20 protein-coding genes are annotated in these 18,817 nt (G+C 54.2%); 14 read left to right on the top strand and 6 right to left on the bottom strand.

What is annotated here, in order from left to right; all coding sequences use genetic code 11:
* The first annotated feature begins 21 nt into the window (after positions 1 to 21).
* From WMO23_RS05490 to WMO23_RS05435, 12 genes are all read left to right on the top strand, one after another.
* Positions 22 to 1,068, top strand: coding sequence for a sulfate ABC transporter substrate-binding protein (locus WMO23_RS05490; protein WP_292106210.1), 1,047 nt, complete (start codon positions 22 to 24; stop codon positions 1,066 to 1,068).
* Positions 1,069 to 1,080: 12 nt separating this feature from the next.
* The gene (cysT, locus tag WMO23_RS05485; protein ID WP_020310950.1) at positions 1,081 to 1,926 is read left to right on the top strand and encodes a sulfate ABC transporter permease subunit CysT; all 846 of its coding nucleotides are present in this window, start codon (positions 1,081 to 1,083) and stop codon (positions 1,924 to 1,926) included.
* A gap of 15 nt (positions 1,927 to 1,941) precedes the next feature.
* Positions 1,942 to 2,772 (top strand): sulfate ABC transporter permease, encoded by an 831-nt coding sequence (locus tag WMO23_RS05480; RefSeq protein WP_020310951.1) that lies wholly within the window; start codon positions 1,942 to 1,944, stop codon positions 2,770 to 2,772.
* Positions 2,773 to 2,786: 14 nt separating this feature from the next.
* Positions 2,787 to 3,848, top strand: coding sequence for a sulfate/molybdate ABC transporter ATP-binding protein (locus WMO23_RS05475; protein ID WP_020310952.1), 1,062 nt, complete (start codon positions 2,787 to 2,789; stop codon positions 3,846 to 3,848).
* 16 nt (positions 3,849 to 3,864) lie between these two features.
* Entirely contained in the window at positions 3,865 to 5,562 is a 1,698-nt protein-coding gene (locus WMO23_RS05470) for an adenylyl-sulfate reductase subunit alpha (protein ID WP_020310953.1), read from the top strand.
* Positions 5,546 to 5,860: a 4Fe-4S dicluster domain-containing protein gene (locus WMO23_RS05465; protein WP_020310954.1), complete on the top strand. Its 315-nt coding sequence runs from the start codon at positions 5,546 to 5,548 to the stop codon at positions 5,858 to 5,860. Before WMO23_RS05470 ends, WMO23_RS05465 begins: the two co-directional genes overlap by 17 nt.
* Before the next feature lie 107 nt (positions 5,861 to 5,967).
* Positions 5,968 to 6,867, top strand: coding sequence for a sulfate adenylyltransferase subunit CysD (cysD, locus tag WMO23_RS05460; protein ID WP_020310955.1), 900 nt, complete (start codon positions 5,968 to 5,970; stop codon positions 6,865 to 6,867).
* A 1-nt stretch (position 6,868) separates the two neighbouring features.
* On the top strand, positions 6,869 to 8,563 hold the full coding sequence (locus WMO23_RS05455) for a sulfate adenylyltransferase subunit 1 (RefSeq protein WP_349173427.1): 1,695 nt from the start codon (positions 6,869 to 6,871) through the stop codon (positions 8,561 to 8,563).
* A 363-nt stretch (positions 8,564 to 8,926) separates the two neighbouring features.
* A complete protein-coding gene (asrA, locus tag WMO23_RS05450; protein ID WP_020723818.1) occupies positions 8,927 to 9,946 on the top strand; it encodes an anaerobic sulfite reductase subunit AsrA in 1,020 nt (339 codons plus the stop codon).
* Positions 9,939 to 10,751 carry an anaerobic sulfite reductase subunit AsrB gene (gene asrB / locus WMO23_RS05445; protein ID WP_349173425.1) on the top strand — a complete coding sequence of 271 codons (813 nt, stop codon included), beginning with the start codon at positions 9,939 to 9,941 and terminating at the stop codon, positions 10,749 to 10,751. The genes asrA and asrB overlap by 8 nt, the downstream gene beginning before the upstream one ends.
* 14 nt (positions 10,752 to 10,765) lie before the next feature.
* Positions 10,766 to 11,815, top strand: coding sequence for a sulfite reductase subunit C (asrC, locus tag WMO23_RS05440; protein WP_349173423.1), 1,050 nt, complete (start codon positions 10,766 to 10,768; stop codon positions 11,813 to 11,815).
* Between the two features lie 10 nt (positions 11,816 to 11,825).
* Positions 11,826 to 12,587 carry a formate/nitrite transporter family protein gene (locus WMO23_RS05435; protein WP_349173421.1) on the top strand — a complete coding sequence of 254 codons (762 nt, stop codon included), beginning with the start codon at positions 11,826 to 11,828 and terminating at the stop codon, positions 12,585 to 12,587.
* Between the two features lie 351 nt (positions 12,588 to 12,938).
* Here WMO23_RS05435 and WMO23_RS05430 read toward each other — a convergent pair whose 3' ends face one another.
* Positions 12,939 to 13,601, bottom strand: a complete 663-nt coding sequence (locus WMO23_RS05430) for a Crp/Fnr family transcriptional regulator (RefSeq protein WP_020310959.1) — start codon at positions 13,599 to 13,601, stop codon at positions 12,939 to 12,941.
* Between the two features lie 13 nt (positions 13,602 to 13,614).
* On the bottom strand, positions 13,615 to 14,232 hold the full coding sequence (lexA, locus tag WMO23_RS05425; RefSeq protein WP_020310960.1) for a transcriptional repressor LexA: 618 nt from the start codon (positions 14,230 to 14,232) through the stop codon (positions 13,615 to 13,617).
* Between the two features lie 204 nt (positions 14,233 to 14,436).
* Between lexA and WMO23_RS05420 the strand changes: the two genes are divergently transcribed.
* Entirely contained in the window at positions 14,437 to 14,736 is a 300-nt protein-coding gene (locus tag WMO23_RS05420) for a LysM peptidoglycan-binding domain-containing protein (RefSeq protein WP_020310961.1), read from the top strand.
* Here the strand turns inward: WMO23_RS05420 and WMO23_RS05415 are convergent.
* On the bottom strand, positions 14,733 to 15,734 hold the full coding sequence (locus WMO23_RS05415) for a site-specific integrase (RefSeq protein WP_302421201.1): 1,002 nt from the start codon (positions 15,732 to 15,734) through the stop codon (positions 14,733 to 14,735). The two genes, WMO23_RS05420 and WMO23_RS05415, sit on opposite strands and share 4 nt — an antisense overlap.
* Before the next feature lie 97 nt (positions 15,735 to 15,831).
* On the opposite strand from WMO23_RS05415, the gene WMO23_RS05410 reads away from it, so the two are divergent.
* On the top strand, positions 15,832 to 16,509 hold the full coding sequence (locus WMO23_RS05410; RefSeq protein WP_349173419.1) for a TVP38/TMEM64 family protein: 678 nt from the start codon (positions 15,832 to 15,834) through the stop codon (positions 16,507 to 16,509).
* On the opposite strand, the gene WMO23_RS05405 is transcribed toward WMO23_RS05410, so the two are convergent.
* From WMO23_RS05405 to WMO23_RS05395, 3 genes are all read right to left on the bottom strand, one after another.
* Positions 16,506 to 17,267, bottom strand: a complete 762-nt coding sequence (locus tag WMO23_RS05405) for a sulfite exporter TauE/SafE family protein (protein ID WP_349173417.1) — start codon at positions 17,265 to 17,267, stop codon at positions 16,506 to 16,508. The two genes, WMO23_RS05410 and WMO23_RS05405, sit on opposite strands and share 4 nt — an antisense overlap.
* A gap of 361 nt (positions 17,268 to 17,628) precedes the next feature.
* Positions 17,629 to 18,138, bottom strand: a complete 510-nt coding sequence (locus WMO23_RS05400) for a hypothetical protein (RefSeq protein ID WP_349173415.1) — start codon at positions 18,136 to 18,138, stop codon at positions 17,629 to 17,631.
* Positions 18,139 to 18,168: 30 nt separating this feature from the next.
* Positions 18,169 to 18,420 carry a hypothetical protein gene (locus WMO23_RS05395; RefSeq protein ID WP_349173413.1) on the bottom strand — a complete coding sequence of 84 codons (252 nt, stop codon included), beginning with the start codon at positions 18,418 to 18,420 and terminating at the stop codon, positions 18,169 to 18,171.
* Between the last annotated feature and the right edge of the window lie 397 nt (positions 18,421 to 18,817).

Genomic DNA, 18,817 nt, shown 5'->3' with positions numbered 1-18,817 from the left:
CGGTATAGAGGGGGAAAGAAAATGAACAAGAAGCGCATCATAGCTATACTGGCTTTTTCGGCGGCACTCGCCGTCGCCGGGGCCCTGGCTGGCTGCGGACGCAGCGATGACGCCGGGGGCGGCGGCACGATGACGCTGACCAATGTCTCGTATGATCCAACCCGTGAGTTATATAAAGAATACAATGAATTATTCCAGCAGCACTATCGTGAGACGACAGGCAAGGATATCCGCATCATCCAGTCCCATGGCGGATCGGGCAGTCAGGCCCGGTCGGTCATCGAAGGCAGCAAGGCCGATGTCGTGACCCTGGCCCTGGCCCACGATGTGTCGCTCATCGAAAGGGCCGGCCTCATCCATGAAGGCTGGCAGGGGGATTTCGCCAACGATTCGGCGCCGTACACGTCGACCATCGTCTTCCTGGTCCGCAAGGGGAACCCGAAAGGGATACGCGACTGGGACGACCTGGTAAAGCCCGGCGTGAGCGTCATTACGCCGGACCCGAAGAGCAGCGGCGGCGCCTGCTGGAACTTCCTGGCCGCCTGGAGCTGGGGCCTTGACCATTTCGGGGGAAATGAAATCAAGACCCGGGCCTTCATGACCGACTTGTACCGCAATGTGACGGTCATGGATTCCGGCGCCCGCGGCTCGACGACGACCTTTGTCGAAAACGGACAAGGTGACGTCCTTATCGCCTGGGAAAACGAAGCGCTTTATTCGATGCGCGAATATCCCGATAAGTTCGACCTCGTCGTGCCCAGCATCAGTATCCTGGCCCAGCCCAGCGTGGCTGTCGTCGACCGCCTGGCCCGGCGCAAGGGTCATGAAGAGGCGGCTCATGAATACCTGGCCTACCTCTATTCCGATGAGGCCCAGGAACTGGCCGCCAAGAACGGTTTCCGGCCGTCTAATCCGGATATCCTCCGGCGTTATGCCGACCGCTTCGATCTCAAGGTCAAGCTGACCAAGATCAGCGATTTCGGCGGCTGGGAGGCTGCGTATGTTAAATTTTTCAACGACGACGCCTTGTTCGATAAGATCATGGCCGACGTCAACGGCGATGCATAGGAGGGGAGCCGGATGAAACACTTTTTTGCCCGTTCCGGCGGGCGCAATCAGATTATTCCCGGCTTCGGCCTGTCCATGGGCATGACCCTTACCATGTTGTCCCTGCTCATCCTCATCCCGCTGGCGTCGGTCCTGGCGCACTCCCTGCAGCTGACGGCCAATGACTATGCCAAGCTCATCACCAACAGCGGCATCCGCAACGCCTTCATCACCAGCATTTCCTGTTCTGTCCTAGCGGCTTTGGTCAACTGCGTCTTTGGCTTCATCCTGGCCTGGGTCCTGGTCCGCTACGATTTCTTCGGGAAACGTCTCTTGAACGGCGTCATCGAACTGCCCTTTGCCTTGCCGACGGCTGTCGCCGGCATCACCCTTTCCAAGCTCTATTCCGATACGGGCTTCTTCGGAAGTTTCTTTGCCAGCTATGGCATCCAGATCGCCTATACCAAGATCGGCCTGACCATCGCCATGGTCTTCGTCGGCATCCCGTTCGTCGTCCGCTCGATCCAGCCGGTCCTGGAGAAGCTCGACCCGACGTATGAAGAAGCGGGCAGCATGCTCGGCGCGTCGCAGTTCACCATTTTCCGGCGCATCATCTTCCCGGAACTGCGGCCGGCTCTGTTGACGGGCTTCGGCCTGGCTTTTGCCCGGGGCCTCGGCGAATACGGCAGCGTCATCTACATTTCTGGCAACAGTGCCAAGCATCATACGCAGGTCGTTTCTTACGTCATCATGCAGAAGCTCAATTACGTCGATTACGCCAGCGCCACGGCCATCGCCCTGGCCATGCTGGTCATCGCCTTTGTCACACTGTTTTCTATCAATATGATCCAGGTCCATCAGGCCCGGCGCGTCCAGTAGAGGAGGGGAGCCATTATGAAACACAGTAAGACGGAAATCGCCTTGCTCACGATCAGCGTCGTCTTCATCGTGGTCATGCTCATCGTTCCCCTCGTGTCGGTCCTCACCAACTCGCTGGCCGAAGGCTGGGACTTTTACGTACAAGCCCTGACGACGCCATACGTCCTGTCGGCCCTGCGCCTGACCCTGATCGCCACGGTCGCCGCCGTCATCGTCAATACTATCGTCGGCCTCGGTGCGGCCTGGGCTATTTCCAAATTCGACTTCCGGGGCAAGCATTTCCTGACGACCCTCATCGATATACCCTTTTCCATCTCGCCGGTCATCGCCGGCCTGGCCTTCATCATGACCTTCGGCCGCATGGGCTGGATCGGTCAGTGGATCGAAGTCCTCAACGACTACTGGGGGACGGATATCCAAATCGTCTTTGCCGTTCCCGGCGTCATCTTGGCGACGATTTTCGTCACCTTTCCCTTCGTCTTCCGGGAAATCATCCCCGTCCTCAGCACCAACGGGCGCGATGAAGAGGAAGCGGCGGCCCTCATGGGAGCCAGCGGCTGGACTATTTTCTTCCGCATCACCCTGCCGCAGATCAAATGGGCCCTGCTCTACGGCATCGTCCTCTGCACGGCCCGGGCGCTGGGCGAATTCGGTGCCGTCAGTGCCTTGTCGAAACTGCGCGGCGAGACTTTTACGCTGCCCCTGGAAATCGACGCCCTCTATCAATCGGGGTCGGCCGATGCCATTACGGCGGCCTTTGCCGTATCGTCACTGCTCGTCTTATTAGCCATCATCGTCCTGCTGCTCCGGACTTTCCTCGAAGCCAAGGCCGATAAAACGTCATAAAGGAGGTGAAGCTCATGTACGTCGAAATGAAACACATCGAAAAGAATTATGGGTCCTTCCACGCGTCGCGCGACGTTTCCTTTGGCATCGACAAGGGCAAGCTCGTCGCCCTCCTCGGTCCCAGCGGCAGCGGCAAGACGACGATCCTGCGCATGCTGGCCGGCCTGGAGAATCCCAACAGCGGCGACATCTTCATCGACGGCCGCCGGGTCAACGACATTCCCGCTGCCAAGCGGGGCATCGGCTTCGTCTTCCAGAACTACGCCTTGTTCCGCTATATGACCGTCTACGACAACGTCGCCTTCGGCCTGGAAATCCAGAAGCGGCCGAAAGAGGAGATACGCCAGCGCGTATTGGAGATGATCGACCTCGTCGGCCTGTCGGGCATGGAAAAGCGCTATCCCAACCAGCTCTCCGGCGGCCAGCGCCAGCGCGTGGCCTTTGCCCGGGCCCTGGCGCCGAATCCCCAGGTCCTGCTCCTGGATGAACCTTTTGCCGCCATCGACGCCAAGGTCCGTCAGGAACTGCGCAACTGGCTCAAGGATACGATTCACCGCGTCGGCATTACCAGCATCTTCGTCACCCACGACCAGGACGAAGCCGTCGAAGTGGCCGATGAAATCATCATCACCAACCACGGCCATATCGAACAGGTCGGGACGCCGCTGGATATTTACCGCCAGCCCAGGACGCCCTTTGTAGCTCAATTTATCGGAACTCCAGTTGTCATCGACAACTGCAACATCCTCACGGGATTCCTGCAAGTCGGAGCGGGCAAACAAGCCATCGTCCGACCGGAGTTCCTTAAAATTTACAAACACGGCACGATGAAACAGTATATCAGCGCTGCTGAAGAAGGGACGGTCGAAGCCGTCGTCTTCCGCGGCAGCCACCTCGACGTGACCGTCCGCATCAAGGGCCTGGCCATCCACGGCGAATATTCCTTCGACGACCCGCCACTGTCTGTCGGCGAGACCGTCCAGGTCCTCATTTACCGCTTGTACGTCCTCGACGGCGACAAGACGTATTTAAAAGAAAACAGCGCCATGACCTCGGCTGACGTTTTCTATATTTAACGAAGGAGTCTATGTTATGCAGATTACCAGCGAGAAGATCATCCATACGGATGTCCTCATCATCGGCGGCGGGACGGCCGGCTGTTATGCCGCCCTGACCCTCCGCAGCCTGTCTGATGCGTCCGTGGTCATCGCCGAAAAGGCCGATATCCGCCGCAGCGGCTGTCTGGCAGCCGGCGTCAATGCCCTGAACGCCTATATCACCAAGGGCCATACGCCGCAGTTCTACGTCGACTACGCCAAGAAAGACGCAGCCGGTATCGTCCGGGAAGACTTGCTCCTCACCATGTCCGAAGGCCTCAACGAAGTCACCAGGAAGCTGGAAGACCTGGGACTGGTCATCTTGAAGGACGAAAAAGGAGAATACGTCGCCCGCGGCACGCGCAACATCAAGATTAACGGCGAAAATATCAAGACCATCCTGGCCGACGCCGTCAAGAAGCTCGATGGCGTCCAGGTCATCAACCATCTGAATATTACCGACTACATCGTCCGCGACAATACCATGGCCGGCGCCCTGGGCTTCGATATGCGCACGGGCACGGCCTATGAAATCCGGGCCAAAGCCGTCCTCTGTGCCACAGGCGGCGCAGCCGGCCTCTACCGGCCCAACAATCCCGGTTTTTCCCGGCACAAGATGTGGTACTGTCCCTTCAACACCGGTGCCGGCTATGCCATGGGCATCCGGGCCGGGGCCGAAATGACGACCTTTGAAATGCGCTTCATCGCCCTGCGCTGCAAGGATACCATCGCGCCGACAGGGACTATCGCCCAGGGCGTCGGGGCCAAGCAGGTCAACGCCCGCGGTGACGTATATGAACAGAAATACGGCCTGACCACGTCCCAGCGCCTGTACGGCACGGTCCGGGAAACGCTGGATGGCAACGGTCCCTGTTATCTCCGCACGGAAGGCATCACGCCGGCTCAGGACGAATCGCTCCTCAAGGCCTACCTCAACATGGCGCCGAGCCAGACTTTGAAATGGATCGAGTCGGGGAAATTGCCGAGTCAGCAGAACGTCGAAATCGAAGGGACCGAACCGTACGTCGTCGGCGGCCATACGGCCAGCGGCTACTGGGTCGACACGAACCGTCAGACGACGATCCGCCACCTCTATGCGGCTGGCGACGTCGCCGGCGGCTGTCCGCAGAAATACGTCACGGGTGCCCTGGTCGAAGGGGAAATCGCCGCCAAGAATATGGTCCGCCAGGGCCTGAGCGATGCATCCGGCCTCGATGAAGCCCAGGAAAAAGCCATCCTCGCCGAAAAGGTAGCCGAATACAACGCCGCCCTCGGTGAGACGGACAGCTTCTTCACTGTGGAACAGCTGGAAGAAGCCATGCAGAAAGTCATGGATACCTACGCCGGCGGCATCGGCAGCCATTACCAGTACAACGAAAAGCAGCTGGCCCTGGCCGATGAAAAGATCGACCAGCTCATGGAACTGGCCGCCCACGTCGGCGCCAGCGATTACCATGAACTGCTCTTCGTCTACGAACTGCGCGAACGGCTGACGGTCTGCAAGGTCCTCATCGCCCACCTGCGGGCCCGCAAGGAAACGCGGTGGCATTCCTTTGCAGAGAACCTCGATTATCCGGAACAGCGTGCGGATTGGCTGAAATACGTCAATTCCCGCATGGACGAAGACGGCCAGGTCCACATGATCTACCGCGATTTAGTACCAGGAGGGGAAACTTATGAGCATACGCATTAAGCAGGAACGCTGTATCGGCTGCGGCCAGTGCATCGACGTCTGCCCGGGCAGCCTCATCGACCGCAACGGCCAGGGCAAGGCCTGGATGCATTATCCCAAGGACTGCTGGGGCTGTGTATCCTGCGTCAAAGTCTGCCCGGTCCAGGCCATCGACTTCTACCTCGGCGCCGATATGGGCGGCCGCGGCAGCACGATGAACGTCACTGCTGACGGCCACTACCTGCATTGGCATATCCATAAGGCCGACGGCAGTGAAAAGACCATCACCGTCGACCGCAAACAGGCGAATTCATATTAATTAGTTTGCCGTTTGTAGTAGCGAGTTTGTAGTAAAAGAGCACCCATTACGGCAAACTGCAGACTATAAACTGGAAACTGCATTTTATCAATAGGGGGATTCATATTATGTGTGCATTATCGCATCTCGACAAGTTAGAGGCCGAAGCGATTTACATCATCCGCGAAGTCGCTGCGGAATGTGAAAAGCCGGTCATGCTCTATTCCATCGGCAAGGACAGTTCTGTCATGCTTCACCTGGCCCGGAAGGCCTTTTATCCGGAAAAGCCGCCTTTCCCGTTCCTCCATGTCAATACGACGTGGAAGTTCAAGGAAATGATCCGCTTCCGCGATGAAACCATGAAGAAGTACGGCCTGCAGCTCATTGAATACATCAACCAGGAAGGCGTCAAACAGGGCGTCAATCCTTTCGATTACGGCGCAGCCTATACGGACATCATGAAGACCCAGGCCCTCAAGCAGGCCCTGCACAAATACGGCTTCACCGCTGCTTTTGGCGGCGGCCGCCGGGACGAAGAAAAATCCCGCGCCAAAGAACGTATCTTTTCCTTCCGCAATGAAGCCCAGGCCTGGGACCCGAAGAACCAGCGCCCGGAAATGTGGAAGCTCTACAATACGCACATCCATAAAGGCGAAAGCATGCGCGTATTCCCCATTTCCAACTGGACGGAAAAAGATATCTGGCAGTACATCAAACGGGAAAACATCGACATCGTCTCTTTGTACTTTGCCAAGGAACGGCCCTGCGTCTATCGTGACGGCAACATCATCATGGTCGACGACGACCGCATGCGCCTCAAGCCGGGAGAAGAAATCATGCACAAGAAGATCCGCTTCCGGACCTTGGGTTGCTATCCTTTGACAGGGGGCATCGAATCCGATGCCGATACGCTGGATGCCATCATCGATGAAACGCTGAGCGCCGTATCGTCGGAACGGACGAGCCGCGTCATCGATAATGAAGCAGCTGGCAGCATGGAACGCAGAAAGAGAGAGGGGTATTTCTAAAATGGATAGAAACGGAAACGGCTTGTTAAAATTTATTACCTGCGGCAGCGTCGATGACGGCAAATCGACACTCATCGGTCATTTGCTCTATGACGCCAAATTGCTCTACGCCGACCAGAAGAAGGCTCTGGAACTGGAAAGCAAGGTCGGCAGCCGCGGCGGGGCCATCGACTACTCGCTGCTCCTGGACGGCCTCATGGCAGAACGGGAACAGGGCATTACCATCGACGTAGCCTATCGCTATTTCAGCACGGACAACCGCAGCTTCATCGTCGCCGACACGCCGGGCCATGAAGAATATACGCGCAACATGGCTGTCGGTGCTTCCTTTGCCGACTTGGCCATCATCCTCATCGACGCCACCAAAGGCGTCCTGGTCCAGACCCGCCGCCATGCCCGCATCTGCGCCCTCATGGGAATCCGCTACTTCATCTTCGCCATCAACAAGATGGACCTGGCCGGCTACAGCCAGGAACGTTTTGAAGAAATCAAGGTCCAGATCGCCAAGCTCCGCGATGAATTGGAACTGGCCAACGTCATCCTCATCCCTGTCTCGGCGACGGAAGGGGACAACGTTACCAAGGCCTCGGCCAATATGCCCTGGTACCAGGGGCCGACCATCCTCGACTATCTGGAAACGGTCAACGTCGAAGAAGACGAAGAAGAAGGCTTTTACCTGCCCATCCAGCGCGTCTGCCGCCCGAACCACACCTTCCGCGGCTTCCAGGGCCAGATCGAAAGCGGCGCCTTGGCCGTCGGCGATACGATTACGACCCTGCCCAGCAAGGAAGAAGCTAAGGTCAAATCCATCCTCATCGGCTTCGATACCGTCGATTCGGCCGTCAAAGGCCAGCCGGTCAACGTCCAGCTCGACCGCGAAGTCGACGTATCCCGGGGCTGCGTCTTTACCAAGGGGACGGACGTCGCCCTGAGTCAGCGCATTACAGCGACCATGCTCTGGATGGATGACCAGGACCTGGCTGTCGGCAAAGAATACGTCGTCAAATTGGGGATCAAGGAAATCGTCGGCGTCCTCACTGATATCGACTACACCATTGACGTCAATACAGGCGAAAAGAAACGCGCTTCGAGCCTTACGAAGAACGAAATCGCCGTCTGCACGCTCTTCCTGCAGGAACCGATTGTCGTCGATACCTTCAGTCATCACAAGGTCCTGGGCGAACTCATCCTCATCGACCGCGTCACCAATATGACCTCGGCCTGCGGCGTCGTCATCGACGTTAACGACACCAACGCCGACCACACCTTCGTCAACGGCTCCCTGAAGGCCCGCGGCGACGTCTTTGAAGACTTCTTCTACGGCATGCAGAGCCTCAATATCACCAAGGCCAAACCGGCCTTCCACCAGTACCACATCGGCGATACGATCCCGACGAAAGGCGAAACCTATGCCTATCCGGATAACTTCGACATCCTCATCCTCCGCGACAAGGTTGCCGTCGAAATCCGCGACGCCAAAGTCGCCAACATCCTGTCCCTCGACGGCTATGCCTATACGGAACAGCCTTTAGCCAACGGCCGCGGCTTTGCCATCAACGTCCATTCGCCGCAGGAATTCGCTGCCTTCAAGGCGGACTACGCCAAGGCCGGGGGAAACTCCGATGCCGAACTCTTCGACAAGTGGATGACTTTTGAAACGTATCGCAAGATTAAATTCCACAACGATTTTGAATGATTATTAACACTCAAAAAGAGGCTGTCTTCAGGCGACAGCCTCTTTTTCTGTATGCAAAGACAGCATGGACTACCGGTAATAAGTTACAGCGTTATGATGAGTCATAGGACCTGAAAAGAAAAGATTATGGGGAAAAGTATAATGTATTTAAATTCCTCAACGATAACGATTTTATATGATAAAAAAGCATAGTATTTAGAAAAAAATTAAAAAAACTGTTGCTACGGCAACGGTTTTTTTCTTCTCCCGCTGTTATCATAAAATCAACGAGGCGGCTTATGATGTCGTCACGGTGTATGTGAAAAAAATAATTTGTTTATCCATTATATTTGTCATTTATTTCTTTAGAAAGAGGGTAACAGCATGGGCTATCAATTAAATGCAGATGCATTGAACACGGTCTTTGCCAAATGGTCGGATACGTATGACATTTACGCTCCGAAACTGTTTGCCGGCACGGGACGTTCTTCGATGCAGGACATCGTACGCTATGGCAAGATCACCAAGCCGGAAGAAATCGTTTGGGACAAACGGTCCGACTACTCGGCAAAAGACGTTTTATTGCCCGTTTGCCAGACGTTGTTCTATTTCAATGAAAATACCGTCACCGAAGCCGAAGCCCCGGAAAAGGGTGCCATCATTTTGCTGCGCAGCTGCGACTTGCACGCCATCAAGCGCTTCGACTACATGTACCTCCAGAACGGTCCGGAAGACTATTATTACAAACGCGTCCGCGACCGCGTCAAATTCGTCCTCATGGGCTGCAGCCAGGAATTCGACAACTGCTTCTGCGTTTCCATGGGCACCAATACCAGCGATAACTACGATGTCGCCTTGAACGTCAAAGACGGCCAGTATTTCCTCGATGTCAAAGATGACGTCCTTGGGAAAGCTGTCAGCGAAGCCAAGGCACCGGAAGTCGACGTCGTCCCGGACCATGTGACGGAAAACAAGCTCCAGGTACACATTCCGGAAAACCTCTCGTCGGCTATCGCCAAATCCCACGTATGGGATGAATACGACAAGCGCTGCATCAAATGCGGCCGCTGCACCCTGGCCTGTCCGACCTGTACCTGCTGGTCCATGCAGGATGTGTTCTTCACGGAAGACCATAAAGCCGGTGAACGCCGCCGTGTACAGACGTCCTGTATGTTCGACGACTATACCCTGGTTGCCGGTGGCCTTTGCTTCCGCAAGAAGGCGGGCGAACGGATGCGCTTCAAAGTGCTCCATAAGACGCTGGAATTCAAACAGCGTTCCGGTTTCCAGATGTGCGTAGGCTGCGGCCGCTGCGATGCCATCTGTCCGGAATACATTTCGCTCAGCCATTGCATCAATGTCAAACTGCCGGAAGGCATGAAGGAGGTCACAGAGAATGAATAACGAATATTTACCGTTCCGTTCGGAAATCTTAGAAGTCATTAAACATGCTGATGTGGAATATACCTTCCGTATGTCCTATGACCGCGGCAAAGAACATCCGGTCAAACCGGGCCAGTTCTTTGAAATCTCTATCCCGAAATACGGTGAAGCGCCCATTTCCGTCAGCGGCATTACCGACCATTCCCTGGATTTCACCATCCGTAAAGTCGGCAGCCTGACCGATGAAATCTTTGAAAACTACGTCGGCGGCCACTTCTTCATGCGCGGGCCTTATGGCAACGGCTTCGACGTCAATATGTTCAAAGGCAAGGAAATCGTCCTGGTCACAGGCGGCTCCGGCTTGTCCCCGGTCCATGGCGTCATCGACTACTTCGCCGATCACATGGACGAATGCAAGAGCCTGACTGTCATCTCCGGTTTCGAATCGCCGGCAGACATCCTCTTCAAAGCAGACCTCAAACGCTGGATTGACGACGGCATGAACTTCATCTGCACCGTCGACAAGGCTCCGGAAGAAGGGGATTACGACGGCCATGTCGGCTTGGTCACCCAGTATATCCCGGAACTGCCCCTCAAGGACTTCGACAACGCCATCGCCGTCGTCGTCGGTCCGCCGATGATGATCAAGTTCTCCATCCAGGAATTGATTAAACTCGGTTTCGATGAAGAAAAAATCTGGCTCTCTGAATCGCGCAAAATGTGCTGCGGTCTCGGCAAATGTGGCCACTGCCGTATTGGCAAAGTCTACGTCTGCCAGGACGGGCCGGTATTCAAATACACCGAACTTCGTACATTGATCGACTAGGAGGCTGATACATTATGGATATGAATTGCGGTAAGTTAAAGAAATACGCTTTCCGGGTAACAAAAAATCGTAATATGGCTTCAGCCCGTGTACGTGTACCCGGCGGTTCCCTGAATGCCAAGGTCCTGGGCCAGGTCCAGCATATTGCCGAAACGTACGGTAATGGCGAAATCCATCTGACCATCCGTCAGGGCTTTGAAATCATGGGGATTCCCTTTGAAAAAGTTGAAGAAGTAAAGAAGGCTCTCCAGACGATCATCGATGAACTCGACATCAATCAGAGCGAACGAGGCGCTGGTTTTGAAGCGTCCGGTACCCGAAATGTCATGGCCTGCGTCGGCAACCGCGTCTGCCCCTTTGGCAACTACGATACGACGGCCCTGGCGAAACGGATCGAAAAGGCTATTTTCCCGAACGACCTGCACGTCAAAGTCGCCCTTACAGGCTGTCCCAACGACTGCGACAAAATCCGCATGCATGACTTCGGCGTCATGGGCATGACGGAACCTCAGTTCGATGCCAGCCGCTGCGTCAGCTGCGGCATGTGCGTCCGCAAGTGTAAACAGCTTTCTGTCGAAGCCTTGCAGATGAAGAATTTCCGTCCTGTCCGCAATGTCGAAAAATGCATCGGCTGCGGCGTCTGTGTCTGGGCCTGCCCGAACCGTGCCTGGACGCGCAGCAAGGAACAGTATTTCCGTATCACCCTTTTGGGCCGTACAGGCAAAAAGAACCCGCGCATGGGCGTCGATTTCATCAAATGGGCCGATGAAGACAGCGTCGTGAAGATTATCTCCAACGTCTATGCTTTTGCCAAGAAATATATCGACCCGACCGCTCCGGGTGGCAAGGAACATATCGGCTACATGGTAGACCGTACGGGTCCGGAAGAATTCATCAAGTTCATCCTCCAGGACGTCCATCTGCCGAAGAAGGCGGAAATCTACCGTCCTCTTAACTGGTCCGGTATCCGCTATGTCGGCTTGAAATCGGAACCGTTCTACGTCGGCAAAGACGTAAATCCGGCCGATCTGGATGTATTCCAGAAACCGTTGCCGCTGAAATAAGGAGGAGCCTATGTACAACGACGAATACGCTGCGACCGCGGCCGGGGCAGCTGCGAAAGTAGGCCTCTTGAAGAAGAATCCCCTGGGATACTTCCTGTTGTCGGCCTTAGCCGGTGCCTATATCGGCTTTGGCATCCTCCTGTCCTTTACGGTCAGCGGGACCTTGGGAGCCATTCCCATGACTAAGATCGCCATGGGCCTGTCCTTCGGCATCGCCCTGAGCCTGGTCATCATCGCCGGGGCGGAACTGTTCACGGGTAACGCCTTCGTCCTCTACAATGGCTGGCGGTCGAAGACGGTCACCTTGACGGACGTCATCCGCCTGTGGGTCGTCTGTTACCTGGGCAACTGGTTCGGCGCCATCGTCCTGTCCCTGCTCTTCTATGGTGCTGCCGGCACGGCTGGCGGCGTCGGCCAGGCTTTGGCCCATGCCGCTGCCATGAAGATGAGCTTGCCGCCGCTGGTCCTCTTCCTCAGAGGTATCCTCTGTAACGTCCTGGTCTGCCTGGCCGTCTGGTGCGGCTTCCGCTGCAAATCGGACAGCGGCAAACTGATCATGGTCTTCTGGTGCCTCTACGCCTTCTTTACCTGTGGCTTTGAACACAGCGTAGCCAACATGACCGTCCTGACCCTGGGTCTGCTGAATCCCGCCGGTACGGCCGTCAGCGTCGGCGGTTACCTCTACAACCTGGCCTTCGTCACCTTAGGCAACATCGTCGGTGCCGTCCTCTTCCTGTCCATTCCCTACGGCATCGCAGCCAAAAAAGATTAGTGGCTCGTGCTCGTGGCTCTCCTTATAGGAGAGCTGTCAGCGAAGCTGACTGAGAGGTTGCTCTTTCTTTATAGTAGAGTAGTCCGTGATTGGTAGGGGCGACCACGTGGGGCGCCCGTCAGGGATGATAGGACATATCCCGGAGCGGGCTCGCCACGTGCGAGCCCCTACAGAAAAGGGACCTCACACGATGGTTTTTGCCATCATGCGAGGTCCCTTTGCCTTATAGTTTGTAACAAAGAGTTTGTAGTTTGCAGAGAAAACCTTTAAATTTAAAGCCATCTGCTAACCCCTAGCCACTAACTGCTAACCACTAAAAAAGGCGCTGTCTTCATGCGACAGCGCCTTTTTTCAATACAGCGTCACCCGCTGCTGGTTTATTTCGATGAGGCCTTCGTCTTTCATGTGAGCCAGTTCCCTGGCAACAGCCGTGCGGTCGGCACAGAGATAGTCAGCCAGCTGGGTCCGGGTCAGGGGGATGGTGAAGGTCTGGCTGCCGGCCTGTTCAGACTGGAATGAGAAGTAGGTCAATAGTTTCTTGCGCAGCTTCTTCTTGGAAACGACTTCTAGTTTGGTCAGCAGCTGGGCATTCTTGTCAGCCATGAGATGCAGCATGTTCTCGATGAGCTGGTGATGGAAGGGACAGGCATTGGTACAGATGTGCAGGACCTTCTGGAAGGGGAGGACCAGGAACTGCGTGTTCTTGACGGCCTGGAAGGTTACGATGGATTGCAGGATTGTGCCGCAGACGAAGGTTTCGCTAAAGAGGCCGCCGCTGCGGATGACGGCCAGGACGGCTTTGTCGCCCCAGCGGTCTTCATGGATCATATGGACTTCGCCGCTGAGGACGATGCCGATGTAATTCACTTCATCCTGGGCCAGGACGAGGAATTCCCCTTTGCGGACTGTCCGGACCCGTGCGCCCAGGCAGGTGAGCATGGCCTTCCTTTTTTCCTGGCTGATGCCGGAAAATAAGGGAAGGTTATCGGGCAGGACCACCGAGAAATCAGACATGAGAAGACCTCCCTTAATACCGACGATAGAGGCCGATGACTTTGCCTAAGATTTGGCAATCCCGGGTATAAATCGGTTCGTATTCGTCATTTTCCGGCTGCAGGCGGATCGTGTCGGCTTCGTGGAAGTAGCGCTTGACCGTCGCTTCTTCGCCAATGAGGGCGACGACGATTTCGCCGTTTTCTGCCGTTTCCTGGCGGCGGACGATGAGCTGGTCGCCTTCGAGGATGCCGGCGTTCTTCATGCTGTCCCCTTGGACGACGAGCATGAAGCAGTCGTCATTGCCGATGAAGTCCGCCGGGAAGGGGTAGACGTCTTCGACACATTCTTCAGCAAAGATGGGGGCACCGGCCCGGACCTGGCCGACCAGGGGCAGGGGGACGATTTTCTTGGACCGCCACGAACCTTCGTCGAGGAGTTCGATGGTCCGGTTCTTGGCTGGGTCGCGGCGGATATAGCCCAGATCTTCCAGGCGGTGGAGATAGCCGTGGACCGTCGACGTTGAGCTCAGGCCGACTTCCTTGCAGATTTCCCGTACCGACGGGGGATAGCCGAATTTATGGACACACGTGCGGATGTATTCTAAGATTTGTTTTTGACGGGTCGTCAGCATTTTTTCATTATTAATCATATATATCACTCCAGTCTTGGAAAGTTATAACAATTCCAGTATAAGCTACCTTCATTATACCGAAATTCATAAAAAAAATCAAACGTTTGTTCAAAATATCTTGACAGGAACAACCGTTCGACGATATAATAAAACCATCGACGAACGGTTGTTCTAAGAAAATTCGTTCCAGGAACGTTCGTTTCAAAGTCAGGAGTGATTGCCATGAAATATGTCATCTTGGCCATATTGGCCCTCTTTATGTGTACGCAGATCGGCTGGAGTTACCAGTCTTCGCAGGAATTCATTTCCGTCGCCGTCGAACCGGGGCAGACCGTCTGGCAGCTGGCTTCGGTTACAGCCGGTGATGATACGGATGTGCGTGAAGTCATGGATTCGATTTTAAAAGAAAACGGCCTGACCGGCACCAGTGACATCCGTCCGGGCCAGGTCCTGCGCCTGCCGGTAGCCCCAGGCCGGGCCGAACAGGTGCGGACGGTGCTGGCCCGGCAGCTGGTGGATTAGTGAGGGTGAGAATCTTCGGTAATCTTTAAAATCGGGCTGTCGATGAGGCGGTCGGCTTCGTCGATGTAGCGGCGCACGATGGCCTGGGACTTATGCCGGGTCTGGCGCATGATCTGCCGTTCTTCGACGTGATGCTGGGCCGCCGACGTGGCAAAGCCGTGGCGCAGGCTGTGGGCGCCGTAGTCGTCGGGATTCATGCCCATGAGCCCGGCATAGTGCTTGACGATGAGGGCGATAGATTTATCGGAAATCCGAGTTTTACGGACATGATGCCCTTTCGTCAATCCCCGAAAGACCGGCCCGGTCGTGATGCCGCTGACATCGAGCCATTTCTGCAAAGCCGTGACGGCACAGAGGTCCTTGTCTTTGACCATGGGGATGGCAATCATCTGGCCCTGGTCGAACTGGTCCGTCTTCGATTTGCGCAGGGTAATAAGCAGGCCCAGGCGGGTGAATTTCAGGTCTTCCACGTCGATGCCGGCCAGTTCCGACCGGCGCAGGGCTCCGTAGAAGCCGACCAGCAGGATGGCCTTGTCGCGGACCTGCTGGATTTCATCGCCTTCGAGATAGGTCAGCATTTCCTTGATGTCGTCGAAAAGAATCGGCGCCTTGCCGTGCTGGATGGTTCCTTTCATGCGCTTGATGCCCCGCAGGGCGTTCTTGACGATGGGGTAGCGGCAGGGATTCTCTTTGAGGCCGGCGGCGTCGAAATTCTCGGTCAGGGCACTGATGCGCCGGGCGATGGTATTGGCCTTGGCGTTATCGGCCAGGTCGTTGATGTAATTGACGATGGTTTCCGGTTCGGCCGGGAACGACGACAGCTGGTGATAGCTGCACCAGTCGCAGAAGTCATTCCAGTCCGACCGGTAGGCATCGACCGTATTGGCAGCCCGGGCCGTATACAGGCTCTGCCGGGCTTTACTGGATAATTTATCATTCTGGGCAATGACTTCACTGCGGCCGATAAAAAAATTCGGCGCATCCGGTATTTTTGTCATAGTTAAACCTCCTTTGGGCAGTTTACAAAAAACACTTGTGAATCTGCCCTTTTTAGGTATACAATAGAATTATCAAGGGTGAGAGAAGGGGATATCTATGGCTATTCGCAATGGTCCTTTATGGGACAAAGTGATGAAAGGCGCCGTCTGCCTGGGCTTATTCCTGGCTTTTTGGAGCGTCCAGTGGGTCATCCCCGACTTCTATCAGGAACTGTTCCGCCTGAGCCTGGCCGGTGATGTCGACGGCCTCATCGATTATATTTCTTCTTTTGGCATTTATGCTGCCATCATCAGTATCTTCATGATCACTGTCACCGACATGACCGGCCTGCCGTCGATTCCCTTTCTGACCGTCAACGGAGCCATCTTCGGCCTCGTGCCGGGCCTTATTATTTCCTGGGTCGGCGAAGTCTTGGGGACGGAACTGAGTTTTATCATCTTGCGGACGGTTCTGCGCCGCCAGGCCATCCATGTCATTTCCCGTCATCACTTGCGGAATCAGCTCGACAAGTACAGCCGCTTCCCGACGCTGGCCATGGCCCGGTCCATTCCGTATATCCCCAACGTCCCCTTTACGGCTATCGCCGCCGTCAGCCACCTCAGCCAGAAAGACCACTTCCTGGCGACGGCTGTCGGCAAGGTTCCGCGGGTCGTCATCGAAGTCCTTTTAGGCCATGACCTCATCCACCTCAGCCAGCACAGTGGGCGGCTGATGTTCTGGGTCGTCCTGACGGTCCTGATCTGCTACTGCTGGCACCGCCATCAGCAGGCTTAGCGGCCGAAGAGGACCATAATGATGCCGCCCAGGGTCGGCATGGCGACGATAGCCGTCTTGAGCAGGGGCTTAGGGGCTAAGTGCGTGAACTTTGCACCTATATAGGCACCGATGCTCAGGCCCAGCAGGGTCTGGACGAAAATCCACAGGTCCAGGCGGCCGTTGAACAAGTAGCTCAAACCGCCGGCAGCCGAAATGGGCAGGACGATCATCATGCAGGTCCCGATAGCGTGGAGCAGGGAAATGCCGAAGACGACCATCAGGGCCAGCTGGATAAAGGCTGCTGCGCCGATGCCGAAGGCACCGGACAGGAAACCGACGATGAGGCCCGTAATGATGCCATAGACATAGAGCTTCCGGCCCGTCAGGGCTGTCGTCCGTACGGGAAAATGATGAGTCAGCCAGGCGTCTTGGTAGAGGCGGACATAGAGAATCAGGCCGGAAGCGATGAGCATGAGCGACGTCATCGTCGCCAGCAGCTCAGACGGCATGATGTTGGACACATTGGCGCCGGCAATCGAGCCGATTATACCGCTGCCGCCGATGATGGCCCCAGGCTTCACATCGACTTCATGTTCCCGGTAATGACTGACCGTCCCGGAAATCATGGTAAAGGTCATGGCCGCCAGGGCGACGGCCAGGGCCGTATGGACGGGAACACCGAAACCGACCGTCAGCAGCGTAATCGTGACGCCGGCGCCGCCCGCCCCAACAAAGCCGATGACAGAGCCTAACAAAATCATGGCAACGAAAATCATAACGAAAAATCCCCCTAATACTCTAATATATCTAAATTTTATGATTATATTTTACTACCGTTAGTAGTGATACACAAAAGAAAGTTGCTATCTCGGAGTTACAAATATCAAAAAAAGAAACAGACGCTTCTGCCAACAATATACCCTCTGATTTTATTCAAATAAAAAAGACGGCCCCTCCCTTCGCACATCCGCAAAGGACGCGCATAGCGGGAGCGAACCCTCTTTTATATGGTAAGTGTATCAGATTTATTGGTCGGAATCAAGAATACAGAAATACATGGCTCAAGAAGGCGATTTGCCATTTAGCGATAGCTGACATCTTTTCGCAAAAGGGCTGATAAGTAGCTGACATGTGGCATTACTTTTGTTGTATTCTACGGCGATATAAATAATACATAGTGCCAACGTAAATAATGCCATGAAAATAATAAATATGATCCCAATAATAGTAAGCGTCGTCGTCAAAATATTCTTCAATTCTTAACGGATTGGCATATACACCGAACCTGTCTGAATTTTTTATAGCAATATCGTCTGCTGAGTCATATTTATCAATAGAAGTGTCATGGCCAACGCCATATTTTTTGTCAAGGGTTGCCTTTTGAGAGATTAAGACTTTTTGAAATCTTTCCCTTTCTTCGCTATTTAAGGAGTGGATATAACTATTGACTTCTTTATAATTGCGATAATCACCTCTGTGTTCAAATGCTAATTGGTGAAATCCGTAAGTTACCGCGGTAAATAAAATAAGTGTGATGATACAGCTTGTTATGAATCCCGATTTTGAAAGAGGCCTTTCTTTGGTAGAAAATACCATTATAAGGTACATTCCTAAAATTGTTGTTCCGATACCTACAAGAACACCCACTAGTATTACCACCTTTCTGCGTATGTAAATTCAATCTAATGGGACGTTTGCCTCAATAGCTACTACAGTACCGCTATCATTAATAAAAAAGCCCAAATCGGCGCTATTATGGGAATACACCAAAATATGTTTTTGTTCCTTATGTCGAATACGTGTTATATTCACTCCGTATTCATTAATTATATCGTGTATTGTAGAAACGCCAATTGTAATGCCTCTGGGTGTTGCTACTCCTGTTTTCCAGGAATGAATAACAACTACTTTGTTATCAATCAATATCAAGAATCCTAATTGTCCGTCGTACCTTCGGGGCCTTTGATTTTCCTTCTTATACGGGCGTTCTGTCAATTGTATTGAAGCGATTATTTTACCAATACATTTTTCTATGGTAGGCTTGTAAAAAGTATCATTTACATGGACGCCCCCAACAACCCAGTCACTACTTATAGTCGGCGTTGCTGGAATCATGAAATTATTTGACGATCCCGAACGAGATGGAAACAGTAAATTATTGTTTTTGACCTTATTTTTACTTCGATAATAAAAAAACAGCACTTTACAACTTTTACGCTACCTCGGAAGTTGACGAAACCAGTTTACAGAAGGCCTGCACTAAGTCCGTTGGATTTTTTGCGGTTTGGGCTTTAGAGACCAAAGTGCCTAAAAATATTTCACGCTG

The sequence above is a fragment of the Megasphaera intestinihominis genome, assembly GCF_040096415.1.
Taxonomy (GTDB): Bacteria; Bacillota; Negativicutes; order Veillonellales; family Megasphaeraceae; genus Megasphaera; species Megasphaera intestinihominis.
This window is presented reverse-complemented; position numbering and strand designations above follow the sequence as displayed.